Source organism: Pantoea sp. MBD-2R, from assembly GCF_039134845.1.
Taxonomy (GTDB): domain Bacteria; phylum Pseudomonadota; class Gammaproteobacteria; order Enterobacterales; family Enterobacteriaceae; genus Erwinia.
In genome coordinates, this window is record NZ_CP152417.1 from 2,304,816 (window position 1) to 2,321,801 (window position 16,986).

Below are 16,986 nucleotides of genomic sequence, written 5' to 3' on the forward strand. Positions count from 1 at the left end.
AAGGATACATCTATATGTTCATTAATCCTTTTTTACTTTCAGAACCCGCCTTATATGAGTACCTTGGCACCGTTCTGCCTGAAGTATTGTCTGAAGGAAAACCATTAAATTTAAAAAAAATTAAGAAAATAGCTTATGCAAGCTGGCATCGCCGTCATTTTAAGTATTCGGATCAGGTGTTTCATGGCCACTGGGAGAATCTTGAGAACAGGAAAAAGGAAGAGAACTCACTCAGCCGGGCGCTGTTAGCCCAAGTTGCGCGTTTTCATCTGGACGCCGATCTTCGGCGAATTTCAGTCAGGCAGGATCGTTTCGATCAGTGGCAGGGATGGCTGGCAAATCAGTCTGGATTGCCGGTTATTGCTTACCAGGCTGAGGAAATGGATGAAAGCTTACGCACACCTTTCGATCGGCTGGCGTGGTTAAAGAAATTACTTGGCTTCCGCACACTCATTGCGCCTTATCATCCGCGAGTGGAAGATTATATCCAGCAGCAGGGTCTGCATGAATCCCATATGCACCTAAATGGGACGACTTCGCTTGAGTTAATGTGGCATTTTTCGTTGCTATTTCCCAATGCTATTGTGAAGGATTTGCAGGAAAAATGGATAGCAGACAGGGTACAGCTGTTGTATGCCGCCACACCTGTCTTTGATCATCCTACTAAATATGAAAGGTTACTTAATATCGCTCGAAACCTGCGTGAGCTATTATTAACTTGGATCGCTCACCCAGAACAATGCCTGCAAAAGCAGAAGGATTCTGTTTGCAGAGCATTAAGAAATGACAATTTTTATGACACGGCCGTTTCTGCTTTCCCACTTGAATCTTCGCATTTCACTGGAGAATGGCAGTGGTCACATATTGAAGAGATTCATTTCCACGTAGACGTTTTACGACTATTGAAAAAATCAGGGTCCGATAAAATGGATGCCTGTTATCTGTTATATATCTTGTGTATGAACAGCTTCCAGCGAGTTTTGGTACAGCGCGACGATCAATATGGATTTGATCAGTTTCAAAAGTTTGCAGACGACGGCATCCGTGAATCTTACGAAAAGGACTATACGGCTCGATTTTATCAGTTGCATGGGCCTTCATGTTTTGGTCGCCCAGATCTTGTCACATTGGAAGGGCGATTTGCACCGAAAAGCACACACGATAAAAATGAAGAACTGATTGGTTCAATTCTGAAGGGATTTATTAATTATGCGCAGGGAAAAGAGTACCATGCCTACCATGGCGATCTAAATGATTTGGCAAGGGATATTGGCGAATTCGTTAGACCCACGTTAAGGCTGGTTGCGCACTTCATTAAAAAATCTTGGGATAACAAAAAAGAATCTCATTTTTATACTCTTCGCAACGAATTGCATAATAGTAGTTTATTATTATTTAATTTATTTGAAAAACATCCTAATCTACGTAAGATAATTACCGGAGTCGATGCGGCTGCAAATGAATTGGAAGCTCCTCCTGAAGTCTTCTCTGTTTTGTATCGCAACTGCCGTAGGCAGGGGATAAAAAACTTTACCTATCATGTTGGGGAAGATTTTGAACATCTACTAAGCGGCATACGTGCGGTATATGAAGCGGTAACTCTACTGGATTTGAAAAATGGTGATCGATTGGGGCACGCCACTGCCATTGGTATTGATCCCCATCTATGGCTGTCTCAGGTGCCGGAAGTCCTTTATTTAAAACAGGGGCAATGGTTAGAAAATCTGCTGTTTATTCGTCAAATTGCTCTGGAAGATGCAAACAATGATTTCCCCTTACCGCATATTGAAGCTGAAATAAACAAAATTTCCGAAACCATCTTTGAGCGTTCGGTCAGTTTAGATATATTACAAAAGTTCTTTTTGGCGCGTGATTTGTACCCCGATATCGTTCAAGACTTTATATTAAATACCTCCACGGGATATATTGGCTGGCAGAGGGATGAGTTGAAAAGAGCAAAGGAGGTGGACAAGCATGCCCTCGAGTATCTTTGCAGCCGATGGTTTAAAGAGGACGTAATTGCCCGGTACGAGCTGAAAAAAGAGTTCAAAATCAATTTCTTTTCGGCAAAAGTACTTATTAAAGCACAGCAGTATGTTCAGTCACTCGTCGCAAAACGGCAGGTTGTTATTGAAACACTTCCTACAAGTAATGTAAGAATTAGTCACTATAGTTCGATCAGCGAACATCATATTTTTCGTTGGATGCAAGTGCCTTGTCGATCTTTTGAGGGCGACTCGGCAATGCTAATCGCTATGGGATCCGATGATCCTGGTATATTTGTCACTGATATGAGGAACGAGTTTTATCATCTGTTTTCCACCCTCATCAATACGTTTCATTATGATGATGAGCGGGCATTACGAATGGTGGCTCGAATAAATGAAAACGGGCGAATTTACCGTTTTGATCATGATGAATCAGTCGCACTTAATGAAATAAAAAAAGGGCTGGCAGAAAAGCGATCTGGGAACGGATAAAAAAAAGCTGGCCTTGCGGGCCAGCGGTTTTTATCTTTACTGCATCATCAGATGCGAAAGAGAACTTACAGCGCCATATCGTGCTTAGCTGGCGTCTTATCAGCCTGCCCGGTGATGGTTGACTGCGCAGGTTCCTGTGCAGGCATGTTGATCACCGGTGGCTTGGTCAGCTGAAGAGTCGCCGCCGTGTCATCCCACACTTTCTGGGTCAGCGCGGTGTTGCCGTTCAGCGTCTGGCCGTAGCTTGGTACCACGTTGCGGATCTTTTCCTGCCATGCTGGCGAGTTGAACTGCTCAGGGAACAGCTTCTTCATCACGTTGATAGCGATTGGAGCCGCGGTAGAAGCACCCGGAGAGGCACCCAGCAGGGCAGCCACGGTTTTCTGCTGATCGGTCACAATTTCTGTACCCAGTTTCAGCACGCCGCCTTTATCCGCATCTTTCTTGATGATCTGCACACGCTGGCCAGCCTGGATCAGTTTCCAGTCTTCTTTCTTCGCGTCCGGGTAGTACTCTTTCAGCGCGGCGAAACGGTCGTCGTCGCTCAGCATGACCTGACCCACCAGGTATTTCACCAGGTCGAAGTTATCCAGACCTACGTGTGTCATAGGGATCACGTTGCTGGTGGTAGTGGTGCTCAGCAGATCAAACAGTGAACCGTTTTTCAGGAACTTGGTAGAGAAGGTCGCGAACGGCCCAAACAGAACAACGCGCTTGCCGTCCAGCGTACGGGAGTCCAGGTGCGGAACCGACATTGGTGGTGCGCCGACGGATGCCTGACCGTACACTTTTTCTACGTGACGGTTAGCGATTTCTGGATTTTCCGTCACCAGGAATGAACCACCGACCGGGAAGCCCGCGTAGTTGTCACCTTCAGGAATACCGGTTTTTTGCAGCAGCTTCAGCGCGCCGCCGCCAGCACCGATAAAGACATATTTCGCATCAACGGTGCGTTCTGCGCCGTTTTTGGTGTCTTTGATCGTTACGTGCCAGGAGTTGTCGCCGTTACGTTTGAATTCGGTCACTTCAGAAGAGGTTTCCAGCTTGAAGTTATCGTTCTTCTTCAGGCTGCCCACCAGCTGACGGGTGATCTCACCGTAGTTAACGTCGGTGCCGACTGGCGTCCAGGTTGCCGCAACTTTCTGCTTAGGATCGCGGCCTTCAATAATCAACGGCGCCCACTGCTTAATCTGATCCTGATCGGTAGAGAATTTCATGCCCTGGAACAGTGTGGTTTTCTGCAACGCAGCGTAACGTTTGGAGAGATATTCCACGTTAGCATCGCCCCAGACAAAGCTCATGTGCGGGGTTGAGTTAATAAAGGAGTGCGGGTTATTCAGCACGCCGCTTTTAACTTGTGAAGTCCAGAACTGACGGGAAATCATAAAGGCTTCATTGATTTCCAGCGCCTTGCTCACGTCAATGGTACCGTCTGCACGCTCTGGCGTGTAGTTCAGTTCCATGTTCGCTGAGTGACCAGTACCGGCATTATTCCAGCCGTTAGAAGACTCCAGCGCAACGCCGTCGAGTTTCTCAACCATGATCTGTTTCCAGTCTGGCTGCACGTCTTCCAGCAAGGTGCCTAAAGAAGCACTCATGATGCCGCCGCCAATCAGCAGCACGTCAGTTTTCTCTGGTGTGGTCTCAGCATGAAGGGCCGAACTAACCAGTAAGGCCGTTAGCGAAAGGGTCGGGAATAATTTAGTTTTAGTCATGGCAGGTGGTCTACAAGTCTGAATTTGACATTAGTTAAAAAGTGGTTGTAAATATTAAATTATTGTTACTTACAAGGGCATGTATTTTTAGTTACATAACTAAAAAATGTCATAATTAAGTTTAATTAGTTACAAATGGGGTTTTGACAGGGGTAATTTTTACAATTTAACGAAAGCGGCGCAATTATAGCTTAATTACAAGGTCTTAAATCCGCATGATTGTTGTGGTTTCGTTAAGCGTAATCAGTACCACTGAGGATTGATGTCGATCTGTCCCGCTCAGTCTTCCTGATTCAGCAGCCGCATCACCCTGGGATGTTCAGCTGCGGGCAGGCGCTGGAAAGAAGAGAGCAGCTGTTCCGCTGCCGTCTCCAGCGCAGCGATCAATGACTGCACGGCAAGCGACAGCTGGCGACCTTGTGGCGTGATCACGCCGAAGAAATAGGGAATGTCTTCTTCCAGCGGGACAATTGTCACGCCTTCAAGCGGCATGCCCCAGGCCGTAACCGGTTCAAGGATTGCCACGCCGAGTCCCGCTCTGACGCAGGCAAGAATGTTAGCTGAGGAGTTGGTTTCGATGGTTTCGTGCGGCGGCACCTTCAGTTTTTTTAGTGCCTTTTCAAAGCGGCCGCGCAAACGCAGCGGATTCCACGGCGCAATCAGCCTGCGGCCAGCCAGGCAATTCAGCGTGATATACGTTTCTTTCGCCAGCGGATCGTCCTGTTGCAGTGCCACCACGCAACGCGACTGCCCAATCCAGTGCAGATCCACCGCGTGATGCTCCAGCGGCAGGCTGCACAAACCGATATCCGCTTCGCCGCTGATCACCGCGTGCGCGGTTTGCTCAGCGGATTCACTGATGATATGCACTTTATTCTGCAACCCTAACGTTGCCAGCGCCTGCGGCAGCAGACCGGCAGCTAAGGCTGGCGTGGCTGCAATATGCAAAGGGCGGTGTTGCTGCTGACCGATTTCCTGCGCCCGCAGGCGGATTTGCTGCAAGGAAAGCAGCGCTTTTTGCACATACTGATGGAGCTGTAGCGCTTCTTCGGTGGGGTGAATGCGCGGGCCATTACGGGTAAACAACAGGTAGCCGAGCGACTGCTCCAGCTCCTGAATCAGGCGCGAAACCGCCGGCTGCGAGCGATCTAACGCTTTCGCGGCGGCGGTAATATTGCCCGCAGAAATCACTGCGGCAAAGGCTTCCAGCTGGCGTAGATCCAGATCGTGTAAGGTGGTCATCCGGTGAACGTTTCCTGACTGTCAGGCACCCCCCGCTGACAGCGGGAAATGCCGAAAAAAACCGCCCACAAGGGAGGTTTGTTTTGCCGCTTCAGGTTCTGACCCGGAGCGCCGCCTCGATTTTATCAGCGATTTTTGTTACCACCCAGGCTATCACCATATAAAACACCACGGCAACCGCAAAGGCTTCAAGATAATAGAAATTCAACGCGGCAGTAAGCTGCGCCTGCGCGAAGATATCCACGACCTCAATGGCAAAGGCCAGCGACAGCGCCTTCATGATCACCATAAATGAATTGGCTAAATCGGGAATGGCCGCCACGATAATCTGCGGAAACAGAACCCGCCGGAACAGCTGGCCGCCGGTATAGCCCAGCGAATGAGCGGCATCCGCCTGACCCTGATCGAATGAATTCAGTGCCCCTTTGACCACCTCGGCCTGAAACGCCGCCACGCAGGCGGTGAGCGCAACCACGATAATCACCCAGTTCGGCAATGAGTGCGCATTTACCTCAATGCCCACCCGTGAGGCGACAAAATGCAGCGCGGGCGGCAGGCCGTAGTAGGCCAGAAAAATCACCACCACCATCGGCACGCCTTTGAACGCCACTTTATAAGCAATCACCAGCTGACGCAGCACCGGGATGCGTTTGTGCTCGATAAACGCAAACAGACCGCCGGTGAGGGTCGACAACATAAAAATGGTTAACGCCATCGCCAGCGTGCCGGGTACCGCGTCAAGAATGCTCCAGAAATCCGGCAGCAAAACCTCAAGATCAAACATCGTATTTCTCCATCAGAGGCTGCCAAACTTGATTTTCGCCGGTGCCGTTTTGGAAACGTATTTCCCATGACGACGCTCAAAGAAACGTACAACAAGCCAGGCAATCAGGCACAGCAGCGAGTAGATCACCGCCAGCACCAGATAGGTGCCGAACTGATACTGGTTGTAGTCCCGTTCCATAATCAAGTGTGCGGTCGCCATCACGTCGGCCGCGCCGATATACATCACCAGCGCCACATTATGGATCAGATAAATTACCGCGTTACCGTAGCCAGGCAGGGCAATATGTACCGCCTGTGGTCCGATGATGCGGGTGATTTTCTGCCGGAAGCCGTAGCCCAGGCTGTCGGCGGCATCGTGCTGGCCGCGCTCGACGGCCAGAAAGGCGGGGCGCATCACTTCGGACAGATAACCGCCGTGATAGAAGCTTAAGCCAACCATCGACGCCGTCGTCGCCGAGAGAAAGTCGTCCACGCCAAACAGGCCGGTGATTAACGGCAAACCATAAAATGCCACAAACAGCTGAAGGACAACGGGCACGCTGCGGGCATAGGAAACGTAGAGATCGGCCAGCTGGCTAATCCCCGGGATCCGCCGCACGCGTAGCGCGGTCGTCACCAGCGCCAGCATAAAGCCGGCGATCAGGGCAACAAACATAATCGCCAGCGTCAGCGGTAATGCTGAAAGCAGCTCGGGGATCATGGAAGAAAGGTGCATGAAACGCTCCTGAACAAGCCCACGGACGGGCGATTACTTCATGTATTTAACAACGTCTTCGCCAAACCATTTCTGCGAAAGCTTATCCAGCGTGCCGTCGGCTTTCAGCGCTTTTAGCGCGTTATTGACATCATCGTTCAGCGCGTTGTTTTTCTCAGAACGATGGATCAGTACGTAGGTGTTGTTGACGGCTACCGGCTCGCTCGCTTTGATGGCCAGTTTCTGATTGTCGATAACGGTCTGTTCGCCCAGGTTGGAAGGCAGGATCAGCGCATCGTATTTGCCGCTCTGGACTTCTTTCAGACGGTCCGGGTAAGGAATGCCGGCGCTGGACGCTTTGATCGTCACTTTTTCGCCTGGGTTATCCTGCTGCCACTGATTAACGAATTTATAAACGCCACCGCCAGCGGTCACCGGCACGATGTTTTTACCCACCAGATCCTTCATACCGTTAATCGTGCTCTCTTTGCGGCTGTAGATTTTCATCAGGCTGGCGCCGATTGGGCTGTCCGGGATCAGGAACTGTTTGCTGCGGGCAGGGGCTTTATAATAGCCGCCGGTCGCCATATCGTATTTCCCGGTGACCAGGCCCGTTTCCTGGGCGATATCCGCTGCGCCTTCCATCTGGAATTTATACTGCGGCAGTTTTGCGTTAATTGCTCTGAGCACGTCCGGCTCGTAGCCCTGCGGCTCCACGCCGATAGCGCCCCATGACAGCGGCTTGGATTCGGCAGAGGTGGCAATTTTGATGGTGCGAACGGCGCTGTCAGCGGCCTGGGCAAAGCTGAATGGCGCTAACAGAGCCAGAACAACGGCACCGCGACGTAATGACGTTTTGATTGCAGGCATAGTCTTATTTCCTCTTATTAGATTACGCGCTCAGAACTGAGGAACTGAGCCAGTCGTGGAACGGCGGGGTTATCGAAAATTTCAGCCGGGCTGCCTTGTGCGGCAACCACGCCCTGATCCATAAACACAATGCGGTTAGAGATGCTGCGGGCAAACTGCATCTCGTGCGTGACCAGCAAAGAGGTAATGCCTGAAGAGGTCACGTCTTTAATGACCTTCAGCACTTCGCCGACCAGCTCAGGATCCAGCGAGGAGGTGGGTTCGTCGAACAGGATCACGTCAGGCCGAACCGCCAGCGCGCGGGCAATGCCGGTACGCTGAAGTTGTCCACCTGAAAGCTGTGACGGGTAGTGATCCTGCCTGGCAGTCAGGCCAACGCGATCCAGCTCCTGACGGGCAATTTCCCGCGCTTCCTCTTTGGATTTACGCTGCACGACAACTAACGGATCCATGACGTTTTCAATCACCGTCATGTTTTTAAAGACGTTGAACTGCTGAAATACCATTGCGGTGCGCAGACGAATGGCCTGGACGGCGGCTTTATCCACAGACTGATAATCCATACGGATGTCGTCAAAAACAATCGTGCCGGATGCAGGCTTAGCCAGATAGTTAATGCAGCGTAACAGCGTGGTTTTGCCGGTGCCGCTCGGGCCGATAATCGACACCACGTCGCCGCGATTTACCGTCAGGTTGACGCCTTTCAGAATCGGCGTGTTGCCGTAGGAAAGCGTTATATCATTGAGTTCAAGCATGGCTCAGTCTCCTTTTACCGCGGTGGCGTGACCAAGAACGTGCATCAAACGGTTAGCCCAACCGAAGATGGAAATGGCATGGATCAGGTCGATAATTTCACGATCGTCCATACCGTTAACGCGTAATGCAGCAATATCTTCCGGCGTTGCCTGTGACGGTGTCACCGAAAGGCGACGAGCAAAACGGTCGATGGCGGCATCACGCGGGCTGAGTTTTTCTGTTTTATCGAACCAGAGCGCGCTAACGACCTGATTACTTTTGCTTAGCTGCGCATGACGGCGGGCGTGGACCACCGCGCAATATTTGCAGCCGTTAACGATAGAAGCGCTCAGCGCACCCAGCTCACGGTCGGCGCGATCGAGGCCGCCGTCGACATACATGATGGCGTTGAACAGTACCGTGCGGGCCACGTAGCTTTCCGGGTCGTGCGCCAGCGTGCGCACATATTCCGATACCTTCTTGTTGGAAGGAGTGACTTTCATCGCGGCGAGCTGGTCTGGCGTGGCCGATTCCAGCTCGACCGGCTTGATATGCGGGTGCCAGCTAAGCGGCTTCAGGCTAACTTGTGGGATCATGCAGACCTCATCAGGCGCAGGCCAGCGGCGACGCGCGTCTGGAAATTAATAAAGGCGATCAGCTCTGAAAGCGCCACGATCTGTGCGTTGTTCAGGCCTGCTTTCTCAAGCAGCCGAATATCCTCAGCCTGGGCGCGGTCCGGGGTCAGGGTGATGAAATCCACGTGCCGGGCGAGGGCGGCAAATAATCTGCTCAGCCCCTTTTCGCCGTTTGCCAGCGCCAGAAGCTGTTCGCCTGGCGACAGCGCAGCCAGCAGCGCGTCGTATTCTGCAATCAGCGGCGGGTCGTTGTTCAGCAGAGCCATGCGGCGAGCCAGCGCAATGCGTAATTCATGAGCGAGCCCCGCATCGTTTTCGGGTTGCAGCACGGACTGGCGGCATTGTTCCGCGCCCTGCACAAATTCCGGGCGAAAGCGTCGCGTTTGATAAAGCGCATCATCCGGTGAAAGACCAGCAGCCTGGTCAATAGCGTCAATCACAACGCGTTCTCCTGTTTTAGCAAAGGGGTTGAGTCAGTCCATTCGTCGCCCTGAAGTTCCGGCACGTCGTAAGCGATCAGGCTGGCGAAATGCGTTGCCACATCCCCGGCAAACAGCGAGGCGGTAATACCGCGCACCAGGCGATCGGCACCGGCGCTCACTGCCGGAATATCACCAGAGACTTTGCCGTGGGTCAGCATGGCGGCGTCATTAAAGCAGTGAATGCGGGACAGCATCGGGCAGGCGCCCGGCGTACGCTCACGGAATTCGAAAGCCGGGCCAAGGTCCGGCGCCTCCAGCATAGCCGTGCGCGCTGGCCCCATTTCCGGCGTATAGCGACCATCGGCCCAGCTGCGGATATGCGGTGCCAGTGAGGCAAATTCCGGGCGACCGGTAAAGGTATTGGTAAAACCGGTGGCGGCGATCAGGTAGTCGTAGCGCATGTCGCCCTGAGTGGTGTGGATCAGCAGATCCTCTTCCTGTGTTACCGCCTTGATGCCGCAGTCGAGAAAGAAGCGGGCATTGGGATGCCGCGAGACGCGCAGGGTGGACGATCGCGGCGGCGGTGTCTGTGTCGAAGCGGTATAATCCACAAACTTCCATTTCCACGCATCGGGCAACTGGTGCATACCGTGAACCACGCCCTGGCTGCCGATGCCGGTCATTTTATTGATGCGCGGCATCGCTTTACGACGGATCAGCATATCCACCGATCCTGCACCGGCTTCCAGCGCGGTCGCGGCATTGTCCATAGACGATGCGCCCGCACCGATGACCGCCACGCGTTTTCCTTTCAGTGCGGCAAAGTCGATCTCATCTGCGGAATGCGCCCAGTAAGCGCGATCGATACCCTGCAGGAAGTCAGGGATGGCAAAGCCGCCCAGGCCGGAACGGCCGGTCGCCAGCACCAGATGGCGGGTCAGTACCCGACCTGTTTCCGCGCCTTCTAAATCAATAGCAATCAGGTCGTCAACCGCTTCGATTCGGGTCATGCGGACATTATTGCGCACCGGCAGATTTAATACGTTGCGATACCAGACCAGATAGTCCATCCACTGGTTTTTCGGGATTTTATCCAGCGCCTGCCAGGCCTCGTTGCCCCATTGCGCGGTGAACCAGGCGCGAAAGGTCAGCTGTGGCAGACCCAGCGCCGGGCCGTGCAGGCTTTTTGGCGAACGCAGCGTCTCCATGCGGGCAAAAGTGACCCACGGCCCTTCAAGCCCGGCGGATGCCGCGTCGTAAGCAACAACGTTATCGATACCGGTTAATACCAGCTTTGCCGTCGCTGCCAGACCGCACATCCCTGCACCAATAACCACCACGTCGCGCACCGGCGCATCATGGTGAGTGCGCGACGGCACCCAGGGTTTGGCGGGCAGCTCAAGGAGTTCGAGATCCTGTTTTAGTCGCGCTTCGAGAGCGGCAAGACTGCGGGTCGCGGGCGTTGATGCCGTATTTGTCATGATCCAGATCCCTGACTGATGCCTGACGTTGATACCCGGTGAACATCCGGCCATAAAAGACGCAAAATCCACAAGGTTTTACTATCACATAAACGCATGCTTTAGCGTTGAGTATCAACTTAATGCATGGTAGCGAGTGAGGCCTGAATCATCCTTTTCGGCCCGATAAGAGTCAAGGTCGCAGGTCAGTTATTGCCCTATGGATTTCTTATATCTTATGCTGGAAATGATATAAGGGCTTGATTTGTACAAATTTGCACCGTAGCGTGCGATTTGGGTGTAAACGACAAGGAAATCTTAAGGATGAGTAAACGTAATGAAATAATCGATGGCGCACGGGCAGCTACGGCCAGAGGTGGATTAGTGTATACCGAAGTACTGGGGTGGATCGATCCTGGTCATGCAAGAGGAGATGATATAAGAATACTTATGGCTAAATTTAAGCAGGGTGAAGCAGCCAGTACACTTTATTACGATATTACTTATGCTCAGTCTATGGTCTCTCCCTATCAAGTCATTCGAGTAGGTAAATTCATAAAATGGCGTATTCGTAAGGGGCGCTCTTATCAGGAGTGTAAAAGCATTGCGCTGGCAATGATGATAACGTTAGCTGGGCGCTTTGAAAAATTTCAGAGCACATTCCCTAACAATATGGTGACTGACAGTGGATTTAGTGGTGAGGATCTTGTTTCTGATCTATTGGGATTTTATCGTGTAATGTCAACTAAGGATCCTTTTTCTGTCCTGCGGCCGGTAAGCAAAGAGGAAGCACTCAAACGCTGGGATTATTACGGCAAAATCGGTTCCTGGAAAAATGAAAATTTTTAGCCAATTTTATTCCCGGACCCAGAGCGATTTCCTGGCTCAAGGCCACGTACAGGCGAGCTTCCCGATTTTATGCAAACCATTAAACCTTACAATGACTGGAGTTCTGGAAATGTAGCTATTGCAAGCATGGACGGTTCTTTTATCCAAAGTGGAAAGCAGAAGGATCTCATTATATGAGAAAGCCGTTTAAAATCACGCTTGCTCTCATTATCGTTATAGCCGCTATATTTGCTTATTTATGGCCAGTGATAAAAATGGAACTGGCGGGTAGCGCGCACTATACCGAAGAAAATAAAAAAGAGTATGAATACTACACGCCTGACATTCTGAAGAAAATCCCAAGAGTATCTGCAAATTATGAATTCGATTTTTATAATGTGGCAGGCCCAGGGTCACTTATCTATTCGGTTATATTCTTTGGAACGACTGACACCAGCAAGATAAATGCTTACCTGATTTCTCGACACTACGTAAAACAAGACACCTGTTCCGTAGAAGGAGAGTGCTGGCGTGGGAGCGATCCCGGAGAAACGATAACCGTTAGCGTTGTGCCGAAAATTAATGCGGTGACAGTGCAAGTGGATAATTCACCGCAGTTCTGAACAGGCTGGCTTAAATAAACGGGGACGTCATGCAAACGCGACGTCCCCAAACGCTTAATTCCACAGCGCCAGGATCGGCCAGCCGACCAGCAGCAGCAGTGAGATATAAATCACCCCAAATATTGCGCCCAAACGCCAGTAATCACGGGATTTCACGTAGCCGCAGCCGTAAATAATCACGCCAGGCCCGGTCGCATAAGGCGTCAGACAGCCCATAATCCCGATGGAAAGCACTAGCAGCAGGCTAAGCTGTTCCATTGGTACGCCCGGAATGCCTTTACCTAACGCCAGGATCACCGGCAGCATGGTGGCCGTATGCGCCGAAAGGCTGGCAAACAGATAATGTGCAAAATAGAACACCAGCACTAATACAATCACCGTCGCATCCGGTGAGAAGCCCTCCAGATGCGTGCTCATGGTGTTGGCAAACCAGTCGATAAAGCCGGAGCGGGTCAGGCCGTTAGCCATCACCACCAGCGTAGCCAGGTTGACCAGCGTATTCCAGGCGCTGTGATAACGCGTGATATCCTTCCACGGCACTACATGCAGCGCCAGCATCAGCGAGACCGCCAGCAGGCCCACCGCGGTGGCGTTAATCACTTTGCCGCCGAACACCCACAGACCCAGGCTCAACAATACCAGGCCAATCAGCGTCCTCTCTTTACGCGTCAGGCCACCCATCACCTTTAACTCGTTACCGGCCCAGCTGGAGATTTCAGTACTGTGGGTAACGTCGGGTTTATACAACACGTAAGAGAGCCAGGGCGCTACGATCAGCAAAATCAAACCGACGGGCAAAAAGGCGAGAAACCATTGCAACCAGCTGATTTGTATTCCTGCGATCTTATGAACAAACTCAAGGCCTAACACGTTAGGCGCCGCACCGGTGACAAACATGGAGGAGCTGAGGCTGGTGCCAATAACCATCATCCACATCAAATAACCGCCGATACGCCGTGCGGAAGGATCGTTAGGAAAAGATTGAAACAGCGGCGGCAGGTTTTTAACCACCGGAAATACCGTGCCGCCGGTACGCGCGGTATTGGAGGGGGTAAAGGGTGCCAGCAAAATATCGATAATGACGATTGCATAGCCCAGCGTCAGGGTCCGTTTCCCCATAAACTTGACCAGAAACAGCGCGATACGGCGGCCAAGGCCGGTCACTTCATAGCCCAAAGCGAAGATGAACGCACCGAAGACCAGCCAGACCGTGGTGCTGGAAAATCCGGCCAGCCCCCATTTCAGCGCCTCTTTTCCCGCATGAAAAGTAGGATTGGCCAGTTCACTGGCATCGAATAACAGAAAATTACCGCCGATAACGCAGATCGTAACGGCAATAAAACCGATCGCCGTGGCCGGGATCGGTTCAAGGATCATGCCGACAATCATCGCCACAAATACGGCAAAATAGTGCCAGGCCTGCGGCGGCATGCCGTCCGGCACCGGGATCAAAAACATAATGCCCATTACAACCAGCGGGGCCAGCAACTTCCATATATTATCTTTGGTTAAAGACATGAGTGATTCTCCGTAGGGATCCTGGGGAAGTCAGGTTGAGGAATAACTTGCGAAAGGTGAGCGAGAAACCAGGTGACAATCAGCAAATCGGCGCTGCCGCCGGGGCTTAGATGACGAGCGATACACTGCCGATCGAACTGCTGAAGATGAATGAGATCGGCGGATGTGCGAATACCGCCGTTGCGCAGCAATCGTTTTGCCTGTTGCTGAAGCCAGCGCAGGCCGTCCGCACCGCCACGGGATGCGACATTGGTGTCACCATTCAGCGCCATCAGCAGCAGCAGGGTATCAAGCAGGGCGAGTTCCGGATCGAGATGCTGCGCCAGCAACGCCCGGTAATGCGGTAACGCATGACGAATGACCAGCGGATAACCGGCTTCCGCTTCTCCGCGCGCGCCGGTCAGTCCCAACTGCTGATAAAGACGCTGCCCAGCCGTGCGCTGCGGGTTATTCTGCTGTAATTCTCTTTGGGTTAAACCCTGACAAAACGCGGCAACCGTAGCGCAAATCGTTTCTGCCGTCAGGGGTTGCTGAGACTGATAAAGACGGCCCAGTGCGGCGAAGATTAGCCCGAGGGAAAAAATGGTGCCTTTATGCGTATTCACCCCTGCCGTTGCACGAAACATCGCGGTTTCGCAGGCCATACCCAGCGCACGCAAGCCCGGCAAAACATCTCCTTCCGGTCGTTTCGCGCTGGATGCGCCATAGCTGACGAAACGCGGCAGCCAGTCAGCTATGGCGGCAGCGCTGTTATGGAAATCAGCCAGCGCCATATCCCGATGTGCACCACAGTTGAAGCGATCCACCAACCCGGGCTTTGGTGACAGGTTAACCTCAGCGATCATCGCTCGCCAGGCGAGGTCACACCAGGCGTGGATCAGTTTTTCAAAAGCATCAGTATTGCGCGTGGCGATCGGCATCATCCAGCAAATCCTCCATACGAATCAGTAAATCGGTCAGCGTGTGGGTGCGTGCACGGCCGCATTCCGCCGCGCTCTGTGAACACAAAAGGCAGCGTCGTGCTGTAAGAGAGAAATCGCGGCGGGAGAGGATCCCGCCGTCCGCGCTCAGCACATCGATATCCCATAACCGGCCGAGTGGATGCTGCTGTTCAAGCTGAATGGTGGCCAGCTTGATCCTGCGTGCCGGGGTATTGATGGCAAACAGCGCTTCCGGCCCGCTGGCGGTGGCAAGCGCCGCCTGTTCTCTGATAACCCAGCCCGACCGTTTTGCCAGGGTATGCAACGCAAGCACGCCGTGATTAAAAATCCTGCGGGTTAATACGCTGTCTTTAACCGGACCGGGCGCCACCACGGTGAACGAGATCAGCGGTACGCGATAGCCCGCCAGCCATGCATTTTGCCTGGCCTGTCGCGCATCGCGGCTGGCGAGCAGCTCGGGGATCGAAACAACATGGTGGCTGGCTTTATCAGGGAACAGGTACATGGTTTATTCTTTCACCTGATGAACAACATCGATCACCGAACCGTCGCGGTAACGCACCACGGCAATCACACGCCCGGTAAATTCAACCGCATGCGGCTGACCCGTAAGCAGCTGCGCCCGCTCGCGTAGCCATTCAACAGGGACGATCTTCATGCCCGCCTCCTGCAAGCGTTTAGCCAGTTCCTGACGTGAAGGATTCACCGCGATACCGTGATCGGTCACAAGGATATCGATACTTGAACCCGGCGTGACACAGGTCGTCACTTTATCAACCAGTGTTGGAATGCGGCCCCGGACCAGCGGCGCGACGATAATCGAAAGCGCCGCGGCGGCAGCCGTATCACAGTGGCCGCCGGAGGCGCCACGCAACACGCCATCGGAGCCGGTCAGTACGTTGACGTTAAAGCCGGTATCGATTTCCAGTGCGCTTAACACCACCACATCGAGACGATCGACAGACGCCCCTTTGGAATTCAAATTGGCATACTGGTTGGCGCTGATTTCGATATGATTTGGGTTGCGGGCCAGTGATTCTGCCGCGCAGCGATCGAAACTCTGCACGTCCAGCAGCTTGCGGATCAGCCCTTTTTCATGCAGATCGACAATGCTGGCGGTGATGCCGCCGAGCGCGAAATCAGCACAAATCCCGCGACGACGCATCTTGTCTTCCAGAAAACGGGTGACGGCCAGTGACGCGCCGCCGGAACCGGTCTGGATCGAAAAACCGTCGTTAAAGTAGCCGGAACGGGCAATCACTTCTGCCGCGCTGCGGGCGATCAGCAGCTCGCGCGGGTTGGAGGTCATGCGGGTGGCATCCGCGCCGATTTTGTCGCTGTCGCCAACCCGATCGACCTGAACGATCAAATCCACCTGGTCCTGAGCAATGCTGGCAGAATGATGCGGATAGGGCAGCAGCGTTTCGGTCAGCAGTACAACCTGTGTGGCGTACCCGGCATCGACCCGGGCATAGCCCAGTGACCCACAGTTTGCGCTGCCGGTAAACCCGTTGGCGTTCCCGGCGGGATCGCACGATGGCACACCCAGAAACGCCACATCAATATTCAGCTCGCCACTTTCAATCAGCTGCACGCGGCCACCGTGAGAATGGATCTGTACCGGCTCATTGAGTAACCCACGGGAAATTTCTTCCGCCAGCGGGCCGCGCAGACCGGAGGTGTAAATGCGGCTGATTACGCCGTGACGAATATGCTCAATTAACGGTTCGTGGCAGTCGCTCAGAGAGCTGGAGGCGAGGGTCAGATCTTTCAGACCGGCGCGGGCAACGGCTTCCATCACTAAATTGAGCGTCAGATCGCCGCCGCGAAAAGCGTGATGGAACGAAAGCGTCATCCCGTCCCGCAAGCCGGAACGGCGAATCGCCTCTTCCAGGCTGGCACACAGTTTGTTGTCGCGCGGGCGGGTCTGTTTCGGGGCGTTCTGATAAGCGGCCAGATCTTTTTCAGCACGGCGGAGCCAGGCCGCAGCGCGTGTGGCATGTTGAGAGTGTTCAGTTGTCTGCGTCATTAGAGAGC

Annotated in this window: 15 protein-coding genes and 1 pseudogene; 3 read left to right on the forward strand and 13 right to left on the reverse strand. The window is 53.0% G+C overall.

Annotation, left to right across the window (positions count from 1 at the left end):
* Window positions 1-14 precede the first annotated feature (14 nt).
* On the forward strand, window positions 15-2,480 hold the full coding sequence (locus tag AAGQ96_RS10560) for a hypothetical protein (RefSeq protein ID WP_342755485.1): 2,466 nt from the start codon (window positions 15-17) through the stop codon (window positions 2,478-2,480).
* 65 nt (window positions 2,481-2,545) lie between these two features.
* On the opposite strand, the gene mqo is transcribed toward AAGQ96_RS10560, so the two are convergent.
* From mqo to AAGQ96_RS10605, 9 genes are all read right to left on the reverse strand, one after another.
* Complete coding sequence (gene mqo / locus AAGQ96_RS10565) at window positions 2,546-4,195, reverse strand: malate dehydrogenase (quinone) (protein ID WP_147197851.1); 1,650 nt, start codon at window positions 4,193-4,195, stop codon at window positions 2,546-2,548.
* Between the two features lie 279 nt (window positions 4,196-4,474).
* Complete coding sequence (locus tag AAGQ96_RS10570; protein WP_342755486.1) at window positions 4,475-5,437, reverse strand: LysR family transcriptional regulator; 963 nt, start codon at window positions 5,435-5,437, stop codon at window positions 4,475-4,477.
* A gap of 91 nt (window positions 5,438-5,528) precedes the next feature.
* Window positions 5,529-6,221 carry an amino acid ABC transporter permease gene (locus AAGQ96_RS10575; RefSeq protein WP_147197856.1) on the reverse strand — a complete coding sequence of 231 codons (693 nt, stop codon included), beginning with the start codon at window positions 6,219-6,221 and terminating at the stop codon, window positions 5,529-5,531.
* A 12-nt stretch (window positions 6,222-6,233) separates the two neighbouring features.
* On the reverse strand, window positions 6,234-6,938 hold the full coding sequence (locus AAGQ96_RS10580; protein WP_342755487.1) for an amino acid ABC transporter permease: 705 nt from the start codon (window positions 6,936-6,938) through the stop codon (window positions 6,234-6,236).
* Between the two features lie 33 nt (window positions 6,939-6,971).
* Window positions 6,972-7,787: a transporter substrate-binding domain-containing protein gene (locus tag AAGQ96_RS10585; RefSeq protein ID WP_342755488.1), complete on the reverse strand. Its 816-nt coding sequence runs from the start codon at window positions 7,785-7,787 to the stop codon at window positions 6,972-6,974.
* Between the two features lie 17 nt (window positions 7,788-7,804).
* Window positions 7,805-8,542 carry an amino acid ABC transporter ATP-binding protein gene (locus AAGQ96_RS10590; RefSeq protein ID WP_342755489.1) on the reverse strand — a complete coding sequence of 246 codons (738 nt, stop codon included), beginning with the start codon at window positions 8,540-8,542 and terminating at the stop codon, window positions 7,805-7,807.
* Between the two features lie 3 nt (window positions 8,543-8,545).
* Complete coding sequence (locus tag AAGQ96_RS10595; protein WP_342755490.1) at window positions 8,546-9,118, reverse strand: peroxidase-related enzyme; 573 nt, start codon at window positions 9,116-9,118, stop codon at window positions 8,546-8,548.
* The gene (locus AAGQ96_RS10600) at window positions 9,115-9,597 is read right to left on the reverse strand and encodes a hypothetical protein (RefSeq protein WP_342755491.1); all 483 of its coding nucleotides are present in this window, start codon (window positions 9,595-9,597) and stop codon (window positions 9,115-9,117) included. The genes AAGQ96_RS10595 and AAGQ96_RS10600 overlap by 4 nt, the downstream gene beginning before the upstream one ends.
* Complete coding sequence (locus AAGQ96_RS10605; RefSeq protein ID WP_342755492.1) at window positions 9,594-11,060, reverse strand: NAD(P)/FAD-dependent oxidoreductase; 1,467 nt, start codon at window positions 11,058-11,060, stop codon at window positions 9,594-9,596. The genes AAGQ96_RS10600 and AAGQ96_RS10605 overlap by 4 nt, the downstream gene beginning before the upstream one ends.
* 303 nt (window positions 11,061-11,363) lie before the next feature.
* Here AAGQ96_RS10605 and AAGQ96_RS10610 point away from each other — a divergent pair.
* Window positions 11,364-12,065, forward strand: a pseudogene (locus AAGQ96_RS10610) (hypothetical protein).
* Window positions 12,062-12,490, forward strand: a complete 429-nt coding sequence (locus tag AAGQ96_RS10615; RefSeq protein ID WP_342755493.1) for a hypothetical protein — start codon at window positions 12,062-12,064, stop codon at window positions 12,488-12,490. The pseudogene AAGQ96_RS10610 and the gene AAGQ96_RS10615 overlap by 4 nt, the downstream one beginning before the upstream one ends.
* 54 nt (window positions 12,491-12,544) lie before the next feature.
* Here the strand turns inward: AAGQ96_RS10615 and AAGQ96_RS10620 are convergent, their stop codons facing one another.
* From AAGQ96_RS10620 to citF, 4 genes are read right to left on the reverse strand one after another with little or no spacing between them, the layout of a single operon-like run.
* Window positions 12,545-14,008 (reverse strand): anion permease, encoded by a 1,464-nt coding sequence (locus AAGQ96_RS10620; RefSeq protein ID WP_342755494.1) that lies wholly within the window; start codon window positions 14,006-14,008, stop codon window positions 12,545-12,547.
* A complete protein-coding gene (citG, locus tag AAGQ96_RS10625; RefSeq protein ID WP_342755495.1) occupies window positions 13,999-14,931 on the reverse strand; it encodes a triphosphoribosyl-dephospho-CoA synthase CitG in 933 nt (310 codons plus the stop codon). Before citG ends, AAGQ96_RS10620 begins: the two co-directional genes overlap by 10 nt.
* Window positions 14,903-15,454 carry a citrate lyase holo-[acyl-carrier protein] synthase gene (gene citX, locus AAGQ96_RS10630; RefSeq protein ID WP_147197877.1) on the reverse strand — a complete coding sequence of 184 codons (552 nt, stop codon included), beginning with the start codon at window positions 15,452-15,454 and terminating at the stop codon, window positions 14,903-14,905. The genes citG and citX overlap by 29 nt, the downstream gene beginning before the upstream one ends.
* A gap of 3 nt (window positions 15,455-15,457) precedes the next feature.
* The gene (citF, locus tag AAGQ96_RS10635) at window positions 15,458-16,978 is read right to left on the reverse strand and encodes a citrate lyase subunit alpha (protein WP_342755496.1); all 1,521 of its coding nucleotides are present in this window, start codon (window positions 16,976-16,978) and stop codon (window positions 15,458-15,460) included.
* Between the last annotated feature and the right edge of the window lie 8 nt (window positions 16,979-16,986).

Coding starts and splice junctions, on each gene's coding strand:
- AAGQ96_RS10560 (WP_342755485.1), top strand. CDS start 15: ATGTTCATTAATCCTTTTTTACTTTCAGAACCCGCCTTATATGAGTAC.
- mqo (WP_147197851.1), bottom strand. CDS start 4,195: ATGACTAAAACTAAATTATTCCCGACCCTTTCGCTAACGGCCTTACTG.
- AAGQ96_RS10570 (WP_342755486.1), bottom strand. CDS start 5,437: ATGACCACCTTACACGATCTGGATCTACGCCAGCTGGAAGCCTTTGCC.
- AAGQ96_RS10575 (WP_147197856.1), bottom strand. CDS start 6,221: ATGTTTGATCTTGAGGTTTTGCTGCCGGATTTCTGGAGCATTCTTGAC.
- AAGQ96_RS10580 (WP_342755487.1), bottom strand. CDS start 6,938: ATGCACCTTTCTTCCATGATCCCCGAGCTGCTTTCAGCATTACCGCTG.
- AAGQ96_RS10585 (WP_342755488.1), bottom strand. CDS start 7,787: ATGCCTGCAATCAAAACGTCATTACGTCGCGGTGCCGTTGTTCTGGCT.
- AAGQ96_RS10590 (WP_342755489.1), bottom strand. CDS start 8,542: ATGCTTGAACTCAATGATATAACGCTTTCCTACGGCAACACGCCGATT.
- AAGQ96_RS10595 (WP_342755490.1), bottom strand. CDS start 9,118: ATGATCCCACAAGTTAGCCTGAAGCCGCTTAGCTGGCACCCGCATATC.
- AAGQ96_RS10605 (WP_342755492.1), bottom strand. CDS start 11,060: ATGACAAATACGGCATCAACGCCCGCGACCCGCAGTCTTGCCGCTCTC.
- AAGQ96_RS10615 (WP_342755493.1), top strand. CDS start 12,062: ATGAGAAAGCCGTTTAAAATCACGCTTGCTCTCATTATCGTTATAGCC.
- AAGQ96_RS10620 (WP_342755494.1), bottom strand. CDS start 14,008: ATGTCTTTAACCAAAGATAATATATGGAAGTTGCTGGCCCCGCTGGTT.
- citG (WP_342755495.1), bottom strand. CDS start 14,931: ATGATGCCGATCGCCACGCGCAATACTGATGCTTTTGAAAAACTGATC.
- citX (WP_147197877.1), bottom strand. CDS start 15,454: ATGTACCTGTTCCCTGATAAAGCCAGCCACCATGTTGTTTCGATCCCC.
- citF (WP_342755496.1), bottom strand. CDS start 16,978: ATGACGCAGACAACTGAACACTCTCAACATGCCACACGCGCTGCGGCC.